16 protein-coding genes are annotated in these 13,825 nt (G+C 70.9%); 10 read left to right on the top strand and 6 right to left on the bottom strand.

Features of this window, described 5'->3' with window-relative positions:
* Positions 1-39: 39 nt before the first annotated feature.
* The 3 genes from ACBI99_RS04000 to ACBI99_RS04010 all read left to right on the top strand — a co-directional run bounded on the left by ACBI99_RS04000 (position 40) and on the right by ACBI99_RS04010 (position 1,833).
* Complete coding sequence (locus ACBI99_RS04000; RefSeq protein WP_219502586.1) at positions 40-618, top strand: Uma2 family endonuclease; 579 nt, start codon at positions 40-42, stop codon at positions 616-618.
* Positions 619-673: 55 nt separating this feature from the next.
* On the top strand, positions 674-1,027 hold the full coding sequence (locus ACBI99_RS04005; RefSeq protein WP_219502583.1) for a VOC family protein: 354 nt from the start codon (positions 674-676) through the stop codon (positions 1,025-1,027).
* Between the two features lie 83 nt (positions 1,028-1,110).
* A complete protein-coding gene (locus ACBI99_RS04010) occupies positions 1,111-1,833 on the top strand; it encodes a PepSY domain-containing protein (RefSeq protein WP_219502581.1) in 723 nt (240 codons plus the stop codon).
* A 54-nt stretch (positions 1,834-1,887) separates the two neighbouring features.
* Here ACBI99_RS04010 and ACBI99_RS04015 read toward each other — a convergent pair whose 3' ends face one another.
* From ACBI99_RS04015 to ACBI99_RS04035, 5 genes are read right to left on the bottom strand one after another with little or no spacing between them, the layout of a single operon-like run.
* The gene (locus ACBI99_RS04015) at positions 1,888-2,238 is read right to left on the bottom strand and encodes a VOC family protein (RefSeq protein WP_219502578.1); all 351 of its coding nucleotides are present in this window, start codon (positions 2,236-2,238) and stop codon (positions 1,888-1,890) included.
* A gap of 16 nt (positions 2,239-2,254) precedes the next feature.
* Positions 2,255-4,363 (bottom strand): excinuclease ABC subunit UvrB, encoded by a 2,109-nt coding sequence (gene uvrB / locus ACBI99_RS04020; RefSeq protein WP_219502575.1) that lies wholly within the window; start codon positions 4,361-4,363, stop codon positions 2,255-2,257.
* Between the two features lie 36 nt (positions 4,364-4,399).
* Positions 4,400-4,633, bottom strand: a complete 234-nt coding sequence (locus tag ACBI99_RS04025) for a helix-turn-helix transcriptional regulator (RefSeq protein WP_219502572.1) — start codon at positions 4,631-4,633, stop codon at positions 4,400-4,402.
* 14 nt (positions 4,634-4,647) lie between these two features.
* Complete coding sequence (locus ACBI99_RS04030) at positions 4,648-5,502, bottom strand: ABC transporter permease (RefSeq protein WP_375071690.1); 855 nt, start codon at positions 5,500-5,502, stop codon at positions 4,648-4,650.
* Positions 5,499-6,377, bottom strand: a complete 879-nt coding sequence (locus ACBI99_RS04035) for an ABC transporter ATP-binding protein (RefSeq protein WP_246644362.1) — start codon at positions 6,375-6,377, stop codon at positions 5,499-5,501. The genes ACBI99_RS04030 and ACBI99_RS04035 overlap by 4 nt, the downstream gene beginning before the upstream one ends.
* Positions 6,378-6,557: 180 nt before the next feature.
* On the opposite strand from ACBI99_RS04035, the gene ACBI99_RS04040 reads away from it, so the two are divergent.
* From ACBI99_RS04040 to ACBI99_RS04070, 7 genes are all read left to right on the top strand, one after another.
* Entirely contained in the window at positions 6,558-8,186 is a 1,629-nt protein-coding gene (locus tag ACBI99_RS04040) for an SPFH domain-containing protein (RefSeq protein ID WP_219502563.1), read from the top strand.
* Complete coding sequence (locus ACBI99_RS04045) at positions 8,183-9,412, top strand: SPFH domain-containing protein (protein ID WP_219502560.1); 1,230 nt, start codon at positions 8,183-8,185, stop codon at positions 9,410-9,412. Before ACBI99_RS04040 ends, ACBI99_RS04045 begins: the two co-directional genes overlap by 4 nt.
* A 9-nt stretch (positions 9,413-9,421) precedes the next feature.
* Complete coding sequence (locus ACBI99_RS04050; protein WP_375071691.1) at positions 9,422-10,195, top strand: sporulation protein; 774 nt, start codon at positions 9,422-9,424, stop codon at positions 10,193-10,195.
* 141 nt (positions 10,196-10,336) lie between these two features.
* On the top strand, positions 10,337-11,389 hold the full coding sequence (locus tag ACBI99_RS04055) for a hypothetical protein (protein WP_246644361.1): 1,053 nt from the start codon (positions 10,337-10,339) through the stop codon (positions 11,387-11,389).
* A complete protein-coding gene (locus ACBI99_RS04060) occupies positions 11,386-12,000 on the top strand; it encodes a hypothetical protein (RefSeq protein WP_219502553.1) in 615 nt (204 codons plus the stop codon). The genes ACBI99_RS04055 and ACBI99_RS04060 overlap by 4 nt, the downstream gene beginning before the upstream one ends.
* Positions 12,001-12,009: 9 nt before the next feature.
* The gene (locus ACBI99_RS04065; protein ID WP_219502550.1) at positions 12,010-12,807 is read left to right on the top strand and encodes an inositol monophosphatase family protein; all 798 of its coding nucleotides are present in this window, start codon (positions 12,010-12,012) and stop codon (positions 12,805-12,807) included.
* A 119-nt stretch (positions 12,808-12,926) separates the two neighbouring features.
* Complete coding sequence (locus ACBI99_RS04070) at positions 12,927-13,202, top strand: hypothetical protein (protein ID WP_219502547.1); 276 nt, start codon at positions 12,927-12,929, stop codon at positions 13,200-13,202.
* A 150-nt stretch (positions 13,203-13,352) separates the two neighbouring features.
* Here the strand turns inward: ACBI99_RS04070 and ACBI99_RS04075 are convergent, their stop codons facing one another.
* Positions 13,353-13,802 (bottom strand): hypothetical protein, encoded by a 450-nt coding sequence (locus ACBI99_RS04075; RefSeq protein WP_219502535.1) that lies wholly within the window; start codon positions 13,800-13,802, stop codon positions 13,353-13,355.
* Between the last annotated feature and the right edge of the window lie 23 nt (positions 13,803-13,825).

The raw sequence follows: 13,825 nt of genomic DNA on the forward strand, positions 1-13,825 counted from the left end.
ATAATTGCATCAGAGGGTCACCGTTCAGGAGGCGCATCGATGAGCACGGCCTTGCCGGAATGGTTCTATCCCGGCCCTCCCGGCGGCTGGACCGCCGACATGCTCGACCGTCTCCCTCCCGACGCGCCCAGGCACGTCGAGCTGATCGATGGATCCCTCATCATGATGTCCCCCCAGACGTTGTTCCACATGCTCGCGCTCAGGTTGTTCGAACGGGAGCTCACGCCTCCCGAGCATCTGGTCGTCGTCCGCGAGATGACCGTCACCCTGGGGCTGCGGCAGCGTCCCGAGCCGGACATCCTCCTGGTGAAGGACACCGCGGCCCAGCGGGTCGGCCTGACCAGCTTCAAGCCTGAGGACGTCCACCTCATCGTCGAGGTGGTGTCGGAGGAGTCCCGCGACAGGGATCGAACGACCAAGCCCAGCAAGTATTCGAGCGCGGGGATCACGTACTTCTGGCGTGTCGAGCTGGAGGACGAACGGCCCGTCGTCTACACGTTCGAGCTGGAGCCCGCCGTCAAGGCGTACGTCCCCACCGGCATCCACCGCGGCCGCCTGCGCACCGACATCGGCTTCCCGGTGGACATCGACCTCGATCTGGACAAAGTCAGACGCTGAGCCCGCTGGGGCGTGGGTTCTTCCCGTGCGGGGCGCCGGGCGCGAGACTGTGAGGGTGATTCGCGGACTGCATCTGCTGTTCCACAGCCGGGATCCGGAGGCGGACCGGGCGTTCCTGCGTGACGTGCTCGAATGGCCGTACGTGGAGGACGCGGCGTCCGGGGCCGGGTGGCTCATCTTCAGGACGCCGCCGGCCGAGCTGGGCGTCCATCCGACCGACGCCGATCCGGTGGTGACGCTGCACCTGATGTGCGACGACGTCGCCGGGACCGTCGCCGGTCTCGCCGCGCGGGGCGTGGCCGCCGGTCCCGTCACCGACGAGGGGTACGGCCTGGCGACGACGCTGACGCTGCCCAGCGGCGCCACGATCGGCCTGTACGAGCCGCGTCACGCCAGCCCGCTCGGCTGAGCGAGCGTCATGCGCGGGCCGGGAACCGTACAACAGTCCTTGACCGGGTGATATACCAGCACATTCCGGGCAGTCGTCCCCGCATGAACGGGGAGACCAAGCGCAACAAGATCATCGGCGCCACGCTGGCGAGCGCCGCACTGCTGACCGGCGCGGGCTGCGGCCCGGCCGCGCCGGGCGAGACCGGGACCGCTCAGGCGGCCGGGTCGCCGGCCCCCGCGCCGACCGGCACGGAGGACATGCCCGTCGACCCGGGGAGCCCGCCCGTGGACCCGGAGGACTCGCCGACGGACCCCGAGGCCTCGCCCACGGGCACGGACGCGACGCCCTCCCCCACCGACGGCAGCCCCTCGCCGGGCGCCACCACGGCAGGCGTCGCCGATCTCAAGAAGGCCGCCGAGGCCGCACTCGCCGCGGTCCCGAACTCCACGCTCATCTCCATCGAGAGCGAGGAGGGCGGCAAGCTCTGGGAGGTCCAGGTCGTCGACAACACCGGCGCCGAGCAGCAGATGGACGTCGACGGCGCCAGCGGCCAGGTGGTGAACGGCCCCACCGCCGAGGAGTCGGACGCCGAGGACAAGCAGAAGCACCTGGAGCGGGTCAAGGCCGCCAAGCTCACCTACGCCCAGGCCGCCGACAAGATCGCCGCCTCGGTCCCGCAGGGGCGCATCACCGAGCTGAACCTGGACAGCAGCAACGGCAAGACCGTCTGGGAGTCGGACGTCGTCACCCCCAACGGCACCAAGCACGAGGTGACGGTCGACGCGGCCACCGGCGACGTCACCAAGAACAGCTCCACCAGCTGACCCCGCCCACCCGTCCGTCAAGGGCCCACGCCACCACGCGGCGCGGGCCCTCCCTCATGCCCGGGGCTCCAGGGCGCCGCCGAAGCTGAGCTCGTTGCCTTCCGGGTCGCGGTAGGTGACCTTGGTGACGCCGCCCTCGTACGTCTCGCGGCGGGCGGGCTCCAGGCCGCGGGCGGCCAGGCCGGCGACCCGGGCGTCCAGGTCGTCGACGAACGCCAGCACCAGCGCGTTGCCCGCCCGCTCGGGCGCCTGCACGATGTAGACGTGGCGGCCGGGGGCCACCTCCCACACCGCCTCGATCTCGTTGGGCAGGAACGACGGCGGCCCGCCGAACAGCCGCTCGTACCACGGCAGCGCGGCGGCGTAGTCGGTGACGGGGACGCCTGCGAACAGGTCGAGCGACACGTCGTCCTCCAGAGGGTTAACTGATGCCGGCCTCGCGCATGTCGCGAAGCTCGCGCTTGAGCTCCTTGATCTCGTCGCGGAGCCGGGCGGCGACCTCGAACTGGAGGTCGGCCGCCGCCTGGTGCATCTGCTCGGTGAGCGACTCGATCAGCGACTCCATCTGCGCCCTCGGCATCTCGCCGGCGATGGCCTTGGCGTGCTGGCCGGCCTTGGCGGCGGCGAACCCGGGGACGGGGGCCTTGCCCCGGGACTGGCTGCGCCCGCCGCCCATGAGCTGCTGGGTGTCGGCGTCCTCGCGCTGCAGCGAGTCGAGGATGTCGGCGATCTTCTTGCGCAGCGGCTGCGGGTCGATGCCGTTGGCCTCGTTGTAGGCGACCTGCTTGGCCCGGCGCCGGTTGGTCTCGTCGATGGCCCGCTCCATGGACGGCGTGACCTTGTCGGCGTACATGTGGACCTGGCCGGAGACGTTTCGGGCGGCGCGGCCGATGGTCTGGATGAGCGACGTCTCGGAGCGCAGGAAGCCCTCCTTGTCGGCGTCGAGGATGGCCACCAGCGACACCTCGGGCAGGTCGAGGCCCTCGCGCAGCAGGTTGATGCCGACGAGCACGTCGTACTCGCCGACGCGCAGCTCGCGCAGCAGCTCGATGCGGCGCAGCGTGTCGACCTCGCTGTGCAGGTAGCGGACCCGGATGCCGAGCTCCAGCAGGTAGTCGGTGAGGTCCTCGGCCATCTTCTTGGTCAGCGTGGTGACCAGGACGCGCTCGTCGCGGTCGGCTCGCTCGCGGATCTCGTGCACCAGGTCGTCGATCTGGCCCTTGGTGGGCTTGACGACGACCTCCGGGTCGACCAGGCCGGTGGGCCGGATGACCTGCTCGACGACGTCGCCCTTGACGCGGCCGAGCTCGTACGGGCCGGGCGTGGCCGATAGGTAGACGGTCTGGCCGATCCGCTCCAGGAACTCCTCCCACTTCAGCGGCCGGTTGTCCATCGCGGACGGCAGCCGGAAGCCGTGGTCGACGAGCGTGCGCTTGCGGGAGGCGTCGCCTTCGTACATGGCGCCGATCTGCGGCACGGTCTGGTGGGACTCGTCGAGCACCAGGACGAAGTCCTCGGGGAAGTAGTCGAGCAGCGTGTTGGGGGCGCTGCCGGCGGGGCGGCCGTCCATGTGGCGGGAGTAGTTCTCGATGCCGGAGCAGGTGCCGATCTGGCGCATCATCTCGATGTCGTAGGTGGTGCGCATGCGCAGCCGCTGGGCCTCCAGCAGCTTGCCCTGGCGCTCCAGCTCGGCCAGCCGGTCGGTCAGCTCGGCCTCGATCCCGGCGACGGCGGCGGCCATGCGCTCCTCGCCGGCGACGTAGTGGGAGGCGGGGAAGATGTAGAGCTCTTCGTCCTCGGTGATGACCTCGCCGGTCAGCGGGTGCATCGTGGACAGCTTCTCGATCTCGTCGCCGAACATCTCGATGCGCACGGCGAGCTCTTCGTACTTGGGGATGATCTCGATCGTGTCGCCGCGCACCCGGAACGTGCCCCGGGTGAAGGCCAGGTCGTTGCGGGTGTACTGCATGTCGACGAGGCGGCGCAGGAGCTGGTCGCGGTCGACGTCCATGCCGACGCGCAGCCGGGCCATGCGGTCGACGTACTCCTGCGGGGTGCCCAGGCCGTAGATGCAGGAGACGGAGGCGACGACGATGGTGTCGCGGCGGGTGAGCAGCGAGTTGGTGGCCGAGTGGCGCAGCCGCTCGACCTCGTCGTTGATCGAGGAGTCCTTCTCGATGTAGGTGTCGCTCTGCGGGACGTACGCCTCGGGCTGGTAGTAGTCGTAGTAGGAGACGAAGTATTCGACCGCGTTGTTGGGCAGCATCTCGCGCAGCTCGTTGGCGAACTGGGCGGCGAGGGTCTTGTTGGGCTGCATGACGAGCGCGGGCCGCTGCAGCCGCTCGATGAGCCACGCGATGGTGGCGGTCTTGCCGGTGCCGGTGGCGCCGAGCAGCACGCTGTCCTTGGCGCCGGCCTTGACGCGGCGCTCCAGCTCGGCGATGGCCGTCGGCTGGTCGCCCGAGGGAGTCATCTCGGTGACGACCTCGAACGGCGCCACCTTCCGCTGCAAATCTGTGACCGGTCGCATGCTGCCCACTTTAGGCGGCCCGACCGACAGAATCGGTCAGGCCGTCCGCTCCCCGATGCGGGGGAAAGGCGCGGTGGAGAAGACGACCTCCACCGGCACCTCGAAGTATTCGGCTATCCGCAGCGCCAGGTAGAGGCTGGGGCTGTATTCGCCCCGCTCCAGGTAGCCGACGGTCTGGTAGTGGACCCCCAGGGCGTCGGCCAGCTGCCTGCGGCTGACGCCCCGCTCGGCGCGGAGCAGGGCGATGCGGTTGTAGACGGTCTCGCTCATCGTCGCCCATCTTCTCAGCCGATGCGCTGCAGTGCCCGATCGCGCCGCGACTGCATGAGGGAGCCCGACTCGCGGCGGGCCATCCGGCGCAGGATCGGCGGCGCGAGCAGGAGCCCGGCCACGGTCCAGGCCAGCAGCACGCCGATCGTGGGCAGGGTGCGCCAGGAGCCGCCCAGCTCGGCGGCGGCCGCCGCGTTCGGCAGCAGGGCCGAGCGCATGCCGAGCCCCAGCCAGTAGATCGGGAACGCCTGGGCCAGGCCCTGCAGCCAGCCGGCGAGCGCGGTGATCGGGTAGAAGATGCCGGAGATGGCGGTGAGCGCGCCGAAGCAGAGCATCGACAGCCCGGCGGCGGTCTGCGGGTTGGCGCTCAGCGAGCCGATGACGGCGCCCCACGGCAGCATGGCGGTCAGCCCGAGCACCGCCACCCAGAGCACGGTGAGCCAGCCGCCCGCTCCGGCGGCGGCGAGCTCGGGCACCAGGATCAGCCCGGCGACGGACACGAGCAGGAGGCTGCCGAGCGCGGAGAGCGAGACCGACACGACGCGGCCGACCAGGTAGCCGAGCATGCCCTGCGGCAGCGCCTTGGCCCGCAGCAGCGTGCCGTCCTCGCGTTCGACGGACAGGGAGCCGACGGCGCCCATGAGCCCGTTGAAGGCCATGCCGAGGCCGAGGATGCCGGGCATCGTGGCGGCGGCGAGCGACAGGTCGGTGCCGGGCACGGTCGCGCCGCGCTGGAAGTAGAGCACGGTGACGAACGCGGCCGTGGTGACGAGCGTGAAGCCGATGTCCTGGGGGTTGGCGAGGGCGTGCCGGAACTCGATCCACCCTCTGGCCAGGCCGAGCCGGGCGGCGTGCGCGGTGGGGTTCATCCTTCCTCCTTCTTGAGGATGGCCATGTAGGTGTCCTCCAGCGTGGCGCGCCGGACCTCCAGGTCGCCGATCTGGTCGCCGTACTGCTGGAACAGGCCGCGTACGAAGCCGGTGGCGTCCTCGGTGGCGTGCACGAAGTGCTCGCCGTCGCGGCTCCAGCGGACCTGGGCGTCGCGGGAGGCCTCGCGTGACAGCTTGTCGGCGCTGCCGTCGGCGACGATCCGGCCGCCGGCCAGGATGAGGATGCGGTCGGCGAGCTTCTCGGCCTCGTCCAGGTCGTGCGTGGTGAGCAGGATGGTGGTGTCGTCCAGGTCGGACAGCCGGTGCACCAGGTCGTGGAAGTCGCGGCGGGCCTGCGGGTCGAAGCCGGCGGTCGGCTCGTCGAGGAAGAGCACCTCGGGGCGGCCGACGATGCCGATGGCCACGTCGAGGCGGCGGCGCTGGCCGCCGGACAGCCGGCTGACGCGCTGCCCGGCGTGCCCGGTCAGGCCGACGGCCTCGATGAGCTCGGCGGTGGGCGTCGGGCGCCGCCGGCCGGGGGCGGAGTAGGGCGCGTAGTAGCGACCCAGGTGGTCGAGGAGGCCGTGGACGGTCCAGCGGCCGTGGTCGCGCCAAGACTGCAGGACGACGCCGAGGCGGGCCCGCCAGCGTTCGTCGCCCTTGACGGGCTCGGTGCCGAGCACCCGCACGTGGCCGCCCGACGGGGCGCGGAAGCCTTCGAGGATCTCGATCGTGGTGGTCTTGCCCGCGCCGTTGGGGCCGAGCAGCGTGACCACCTCGCCGGGGGCCACCCGGAAGTCGACGCCGCGCAGCACCTCGTGGGTCCCGTAGCTCATGCGCAGGTCGCGGACCTCGATGGCGGAGGCGGCTTTCATCACAGTGATGTCTCCATCCAGTGTCGTAGCAGCGCCCATGACCCCCTCCATATAGTAGGTGTACTACATTGATAGCACACATACTATTGATCGCAATACTCCTATGACATTCGATTGCAAGCGATCTTTAAGTCGCACCCGATACGGTCGAATCCGCCTGTAGCGGAAGAGGAAGGTGCGATGTCACGACCCAGAGAGGCCTTGATCCAGGCAGGCCAGGGCGTAGCCCAAGCGGTCGCCCAAGGAGGAAACGTACGCCAGGCCATGAGCCAGGCGGTCGGGCAGGTCGCCCAGCAGGCGGGCCAGCTCGGCGGGCAGGGTCAGGGCTTCGCCCTCAACCCGCACGACTTCGCCGCCGCCCGTGACGGCGGCGTGTCGATCGGCACGCAGATCGAGGCGCGCACCGCGTCGCTCAACGAGGCCGGCGAGATCGTCAACCGCAGCTTCGCCGAGAACGGCATGCACGTCATCTCCCCGGTGGTGATCCCCAAGGGCAACACCGCCAAGGTGATCGTGCCGCTGGGCATCCTCATCGTTCTCGGCCTGATCGGCGCCCTCGGCAACGTCATCCCCAACACCGAGCTGTTCTTCGGCCCCCACTACTGGGTCGTGCTGGTGCTGGCGGCCGTGTTCCTGTGGTGGCGGCGCAGCGTGGTCATGGTGCCCGAGGGCTGCAAGGCCCTGATCACCAAGTTCGGCAAGCTCGTGCACATCGCCGACCCGGGCCGCGTGACGCTGCTCAACCCCTGGAAGCGGGTCAGCTACATCGTCAACACCACCCGCGAATACCCCTTCAACGCGCCCATCAGCGAGGCGCCCACCCAGCAGGGCGTCAAGGCCAGCGTCGACCTGTTCCTGCAGTTCAGGATCGAGAACCCGGCCGAGTTCATCTTCGTGCTCGGCTCGGTGAGCGGCTTCCAGTCCAAGCTGCAGAACGCCATCAGCGAGGTCACCCGGTCGCTGATCTACGCCCAGCGCGCCGAGGACATCTACGACCTGGTGGGCGAGAGCACGGTCGGCATGCTCGACAACCTCAACCAGCAGTTCCTGCCCGCCGTGCGCCTGACCGACGTGAACATCACGCACGCCGAGCCGTCCAGCCAGGAATACCGCATGGACCTGGCCGCCCCCGAGATGGTCCGCGTGGCCAAGGAGGCGTACACCTACGAGTACGAGCTCCAGCTCCGCAAGGAGCAGAACGAGGGCGACCTGATCAAGGAGCTGGCCGGGCTGCAGGAGACGCTGAGCGCCATCCAGGCCGAGATCGCCGGCTACCAGGCCCGCATGGACACCGCGCTGGAGCGGGCCACCCACCAGGCGACCGCGCAGGCCAGGCAGCGCCTGGTCGAGGCCGAGTCGTCCGCCAAGGCCAACTCGGCGCTGCTGGAGGCGCAGGCGCTCGACATCCGGGCGCTCAGCGCGGCCGAGGCCCCCGAGATCCTCGACTACCGCTTCCAGCAGGACCTGCTGGACAAGCTGGAGACGGTCTCCGGCCGGCTGCCCCAGGTCGTGCACGTCGGCGAGAACAGCGACATCGACTTCCTGGAGCTGGCCCAGCAGCTCGTCGGCAGCAAGGCCGCGGTGCTGTTCACGCCCGAGGACATGGCCGCCATCCGCTCCCGCCTGGCCGAGATCGGCAGGCGCGTCTCCGGCCGCGAGGCCGAGATCGGCGCCCTGCTCAAGAAGGTCGAGGACGAGGTCACCGAGGCGCCCGACCCGGACCTCGCCGTCCTGGGCTCCCCCGAGGGCCGCCATCAGGCCGCCCCCGAAGGCGCCGTCCCCCAGAGCATCGAGGGTGAGGTCCGATGAGCCGCGAGTTCTCGAAGATCAAGGAGTCGCTGGCGTCCTGGTCGGAGATCCGCCAGCTGCTGCGCGGCGGCGAGCAGGGCCAGCTCGTCCCCGTCGTGATCCCCAAGGACCGGCGCGGCTTCTCCTGGATGGCGCTGGTGTTCATCGCGGTCTACTTCGCCGGGATGGCGGTGCTGACCGACTGGACCGTCATGGCCGCGCTGGCCGCGCTGTTCTTCCTGCTCGTGGCGCTGCTGACGGTGTGGCGCCGGGCCATCATCGAGATCGAGGAGGGCACCACCGGGGTGCGCAGCCACTGGGGCGCCATCACCGGCACGCTGCCCCCTGGCCGCCACTACCTGTGGCTGCCGTGGGACCGGGTCGACGCGGTCGTCGACACCTCCACCGAGATCCCGTACTCGGCGCCGATCGTGGCCTGCCCGACCGCCGAGAACGTGCCGCTGAAGTCGATCGAGTTCTTCCTGAAGTTCCGCATCGTCGACCCGGTGGCGTTCGTCCGCACGATCGGCGCCGGCAACTTCGACCTGGTGCTGTCCAGCGCCGTCCAGGACGCCATCCGGCAGCGCAGCCGCAGGGTCAACACCGAGCGGGCCTACGACCTGCGCGGCTCCGACGTCGGCGACATGCAGGACGCGCTCAACCGCCAGCTCGGCCGCTACGGGGTGCGCGTCACCGGCGCCAACATCCCCGACGTGCAGCTGCCCGACCAGTACCAGCAGCACCTGTCCACCCGCGAGAAGGTCGCCAAGGAGCTGTCGGCCTACGAGCGCGAATGGGAGCTGACCCGCAAGCGCCGCATCGACACGCTGCTGATGGAGATCGAGCGGTCCAAGAAGACCCGCGACGCCCGCGTGGTCGAGGTCAAGGCCGCCCACAACAAGGCGCGCAAGGACGTGGCGCGCATGCTGGAGGAGCAGGAGACCGAGGCGCAGCGGGTGCGCTGGGAGATCGAGGCGCGCGGCCGGGCCGAGCTGACCGCCGCCGAGAACGAGGCCAAGGCGCTGCGCCGGCTGGCCGAGTCCTACCGTGACAACCGGGCCGTGCTGCAGTACGAGCTGGCCCGCAAGCGCCTCGACGTGGGCGCCAAACTGGCGGAGAACGCCCCGCAGCCGCTGGTGGTCCGCACCCAGCAGGGCGGCGGCGACTCCGCGCTGTCCACCCTGCTGCTGGCCCAGCTTCTCCCCCGCTTCTCGGCCAACGGCAAGGACCAGGCGCCGACCCCCTAAGGAGGACTCATGGTGTTCCGCAAGCTGATGGCCGCGTTCGGCGCGGGCGTCGAAGTAGACACGGTGCTGACCAACGCCACCGTGCGCCCCGGCGAGCCGCTGCGCGGGGTGGTCAACTTCCGCGGCGGCGGCTCCGACTACAAGGTGGAGGGCATCTACCTGGACCTGACCGCCGTGGTCGAGGTCGAGTCGGGCGACAACGAGTACAAGACGACCTACAGCTTCCTGCGCCAGGCGGTCGCCGGGCCGTTCCAGCTCGCCGCCAGGGCCGAGCACGGGCAGCCGTTCGAGATCCCGGTGCCGTGGGAGACGCCGATCAGCGCGATCGGCGGCCACGCGCTGCCCGGCATGCGGCTGGGCGTGCGCACCGAGCTCGCGCTGGCCGGAGCCCTGGACAAGGGCGACCTCGACCCGCTGTTCGTCACCCCGATGCCGGCGCAGGAGCACGTCATCCGCGCCCTGGACCGGCTCGGCTTCCAGTTCAAGAAGGCCGACCTGGAGCGGGGCACGCTGCACGGCTCGACGATGCCGTTCTTCCAGGAGATCGAGTACTACGCGGGCGGCCAGTGGCGGCGTCACTTCAACGAGCTGGAGCTGACGTTCATCGCCGGGCCGAGGCAGATGGAGGTCATCCTGGAGGCCGACCAGCGCGGCGGCTTCCTGACCTCCGGTCACGACTCCTACAACCGCTTCACCGTCCGCTACGGCGACGCCCCGGAGGCCGTCGACCAGGCGCTCCAGCACGGGCTGGAGCAGATGGCGCGCCGGCGCGGCTGGTTCTAGCCGGCCCGGCGACGGGAGGGCGGCGTCCGCGCCGCCCTCCCGTCCTTCATGGAGAGGTACGCCTTCCGCGCCTGGCAGGGACCTGACGCGCTCGTTACCATGACCCCGGGACTGACTGATCGTCGGGATGCGGGGCGAGCGATGGCACGGTTCGTGGGGGCGTTGCGGCGGATCGCCCCTTGGGCGGCCCAGAACGCGGACGTGGCGATCGCCTTGGCGCTGGCCATCGTGGTCGGCGTGCTGGGCATCATGCCCGACGACATCGTCCCGCCCAGCGTCCAGGCGCAGCTCGTCAGCGCCGCGACGCTGGTGATCCTGGCCCTGGTGGCGACCGCGCTGCTGCGCGACCGGGCGCGCCAGGCCCCCGTCGAGGAGACCATCACCTCCGGCGCGCTCGCCCAGCTCCCCGTCCGGCTGGAGCGGCTGGAGCAGATCGAGAACCTGGTGCAGGGCACCCGCAAGGCGCTCGACGCCCTCCAGCTCGTCCGGGTGCTCGGCAGCTCCCAGGAGATCGCCCAGGCGCACGCCGACGCACGCCGCGACACCTCCCGGTGGAGCTTCAAGGGCGGCACCGGCACCTACCTGCGCGCCGTCACGCTGCCCGTGTGCGTGGCCGCCGCCCGCCGCGACAAGCGCCACCTCACCGTACGGATCGAGATCATCGACCCTACCGACGCCGAGGTGTGCGAGACGTACGCCCACTACCGCCGCTCGCTGTCGGACCTGCCCGACGGCACCGGCGAGACGTGGACCACCGACCGGGCCAGGAAGGAGTCGTACGCGACGATCCTGGCCGCGTTCTGGCACCGGCAGCGCTACGGGCTGCTCGACATCGGCGTGGGCCTGTCGGCCACGATGACGACGTTCCGCTGGGACCTGTCCAGCAGCCGCCTCATCATGACCGTCGAGGACCCGAACATGGCGATGACGGCGCTGGCCGACACCTTCTACTACGAGAACGGCGACACCGAGCTGCGTCTGAGCTTCGAGCAGGCGCGCCGGGTTCCGCTGGAGATGTACAAGCGGGTGCCGCTCAGCGACGAGCCCACGATCGAGGAGGTGCAGGACCTGTTCGAGCGCATCGGGATGCCGCTCCCCAAGTCCTACGACGGGCGCGACGTGGTCGACATCGCGCGCAAGGCGCTGCGCGCCGTCGACCCGTACGGCGAGCCGGCGCGCGGGCACGGGTCATGAGCTACGCGGGCGTCTACGAGCAGGTCGTTCAGGGCCGGGCCAGGGCGTGGGCGCTGGAGGCGGTCTCCGGCGAGGTCCGGGCCGTGCGGCACCCCCTGGGATTCGTCTGCCTCCCGCTGGAGCGGGACGGCGGCGAGGGGGTATGCATCCATCTGTGGTCCGATTCGCTCGCGCCGGCGACCAGCACCACCTCGCAGATCCACTGCCACAGCTGGGACCTGGTCAGCCACGTGCTCTACGGCCAGGTGCGCAACGTGCACGCGGTGCTCGACGACGCGGGCCCGAACGCGACGCACCGGGTGTTCGAGGTGGTCAGCGCCGCAGACGGCGACCGCATCTCACCCACCCCGCGCACGGTCCGGCACCGCACCGGCCTGGTGGAGTCGTTCGGGCCGGGCGACACCTACACGCTGCCGGCCGGCCGCTTCCACAGCAGCGTCGTGCCGGAGGGCGGCGAGGCCGCCACGGTCGCGCTCGGGCGGGGCCGCCCGGGCAGCCGCGACCTGTCGCTCGGCCCGCTCGGGGCGGGCGACCACCACGTGTCGAGGCAGCCGCTCGACGCCCGGGAGACGGCGCTCGCCGTACGCCTGATCACCGCCCGCCTGAGCTGAGGGGTGCCGATGGACCTGGACCGCGCGCGAACGCTGGCCGTCGAGGCGGCCGAGGCCGCCGGGCGGCTGCTGGTGGACGGCGCCGCGGGCGCGGTGGGGGTGCGGGCCAAGGGCGGCTCCGGCGACGTGGTGACCGATCTGGACCTGGCGTCGGAGAAGCTGCTGCTGGAGCGGATCCTCACCGCCTACCCGTCGCACGCGGTCATCGCCGAGGAGTCGGGGCTGCTGGGCGTCTCGGGCAGTGAGTGGACGTGGCTGGTGGACCCGCTCGACGGGACCAACAACGTGGCGATCGGGCTGCCCGCGTACGTGGTCGGGCTGGCGCTGTGCCACGGCGGGCGGCCGGTGCTCGGGGTGGTGCACGACCCGGTGACGTCCCGTACGTGGTCGGCGGTGCGCGACGGCGGCACGCTGGACTCCTCGGGCGCCCGGATGTCCCTTCCGCACCGGTCCGCACCACATGGGCCGCTACTGGCTTGGACCCAGGGGTATGCTGTGACCAGGCACGACGCTGCGGCGCGAGCGCTGCGCACGAGGCTGGAGCTGGCTGCCAGGCGGGTGCTGCAGTTGTGGGCCCCGCTGCTGACGTGGGCGATGCTGGCGCGCGGCGACATCGACGCGATCATCGGCTACCGCGCTGAGCTGATCGACCTGCCGGCGGGCGTGCTGATCGCACGGGAGGCGGGCGCCGAGATCCGGGCGCTCGACGGCGGGCCGTTCGACGAGAGCATCGAGGGCACGGCCGACCGCAGCTTCGTGGCGGCCCACCCGAAGGCCATGCCGGGGCTGCTGTCGCTCCTGGCGTGACGATCTTGAATTCGTAAAAATCTTGAAGGTCCGGCGCGGAATGTCGATAACTTTCCGCGCCTTTCGACGTCTCACTAACAGGTGCGCGTTCCGGCGGCACCGGTGGAGAGGAGAACCCCATGGCGACCATGCTGACCCGGCTGAGCGTGACGGAGCTCGCGCAGGTGCTCTTCGCCTCCGCCGTGCAGCCGTCCGACACCGCGTCCGGCGCCGTGTCCGCGAGGGAGATCCGGGCGGCGATCGACCGGAGGCTGTGCGCGTGCGGCGGCCACGCCGGATGCGCCGCCTACGTGGCGCAGGAGGCGGGCGACCACCCGGACGCCTTCGTCACCCGCATGCGCTGGGCGCTGGAGGCCGTGGCGGGCGCCTATCCCGGTCCACGGGCGGCGGCATGAGCGGCGACGAGCGCAGGGAGTGGGCGCATCCGTGGTTCGCGGCCGTGGTCGGGCCGCGGCCGTCGGAGGAGAGGCCGGACAGGCCGGCCGAGGAGGACGAGCGCCGCGTCAGGCGCCGCGCTCGCCGCGTCGCGACGGTGCGCCGCCGCACTACTTGAGGAGATACTTGCACAGGCCCTTGGCGGTGACGACCCGCTCGCCGTCGACGGTGATGCGGCAGGGCGCGGGCCTGAACTGGCCGTTCTTGTCACGCACGGAGCCGGCCACGATGGAGACCAGCCGGCCGACCTCCTGCTCGGCGCCGGTCAGCTCGATGTCGGCCGTCCTCGACCAGGGCAGGGTGGCCGTGGTCTCGGTGCCGCTCTCGTCTGCGTTGTAGGCGATCGGCTGGACGGCCTCGCCCTTGCCGAGCACCTCCAGCTTGACCTTGCGCACCACCTTCTGCGGGGTTTCGGAGCTCGCCGGGCTCTGGGAGGGCGTGGACGCCGAGCTGGAGGGGGTGGGCACCGAGGCGGCGGAGCCGGACGTGCCGCAGCCGGTCAACGCTGCCGCCGCCACCAGGGCAAGACCGAAACATCTGATCAGAGGTGATTTGGCCATGGCGACCATTGTCCCCGACTTCC

This window comes from Nonomuraea sp. ATR24 (assembly GCF_041950485.1).
Classification (GTDB): Bacteria; Actinomycetota; Actinomycetes; order Streptosporangiales; family Streptosporangiaceae; genus Nonomuraea; species Nonomuraea ceibae.

Bases quoted from the DNA above. Each gene is read 5' to 3' on its own strand.
- ACBI99_RS04010 (WP_219502581.1), top strand. From the start codon at position 1,111: ATGAACGGGGAGACCAAGCGCAACAAGATCATCGGCGCCACGCTGGCG.
- ACBI99_RS04055 (WP_246644361.1), top strand. From the start codon at position 10,337: ATGGCACGGTTCGTGGGGGCGTTGCGGCGGATCGCCCCTTGGGCGGCC.
- ACBI99_RS04075 (WP_219502535.1), bottom strand. From the start codon at position 13,802: ATGGCCAAATCACCTCTGATCAGATGTTTCGGTCTTGCCCTGGTGGCG.
- ACBI99_RS04040 (WP_219502563.1), top strand. From the start codon at position 6,558: ATGTCACGACCCAGAGAGGCCTTGATCCAGGCAGGCCAGGGCGTAGCC.
- ACBI99_RS04030 (WP_375071690.1), bottom strand. From the start codon at position 5,502: ATGAACCCCACCGCGCACGCCGCCCGGCTCGGCCTGGCCAGAGGGTGG.
- ACBI99_RS04025 (WP_219502572.1), bottom strand. From the start codon at position 4,633: ATGAGCGAGACCGTCTACAACCGCATCGCCCTGCTCCGCGCCGAGCGG.
- uvrB (WP_219502575.1), bottom strand. From the start codon at position 4,363: ATGCGACCGGTCACAGATTTGCAGCGGAAGGTGGCGCCGTTCGAGGTC.
- ACBI99_RS04050 (WP_375071691.1), top strand. From the start codon at position 9,422: ATGGTGTTCCGCAAGCTGATGGCCGCGTTCGGCGCGGGCGTCGAAGTA.
- ACBI99_RS04045 (WP_219502560.1), top strand. From the start codon at position 8,183: ATGAGCCGCGAGTTCTCGAAGATCAAGGAGTCGCTGGCGTCCTGGTCG.
- ACBI99_RS04000 (WP_219502586.1), top strand. From the start codon at position 40: ATGAGCACGGCCTTGCCGGAATGGTTCTATCCCGGCCCTCCCGGCGGC.
- ACBI99_RS04060 (WP_219502553.1), top strand. From the start codon at position 11,386: ATGAGCTACGCGGGCGTCTACGAGCAGGTCGTTCAGGGCCGGGCCAGG.
- ACBI99_RS04065 (WP_219502550.1), top strand. From the start codon at position 12,010: ATGGACCTGGACCGCGCGCGAACGCTGGCCGTCGAGGCGGCCGAGGCC.
- ACBI99_RS04035 (WP_246644362.1), bottom strand. From the start codon at position 6,377: ATGAAAGCCGCCTCCGCCATCGAGGTCCGCGACCTGCGCATGAGCTAC.
- ACBI99_RS04070 (WP_219502547.1), top strand. From the start codon at position 12,927: ATGGCGACCATGCTGACCCGGCTGAGCGTGACGGAGCTCGCGCAGGTG.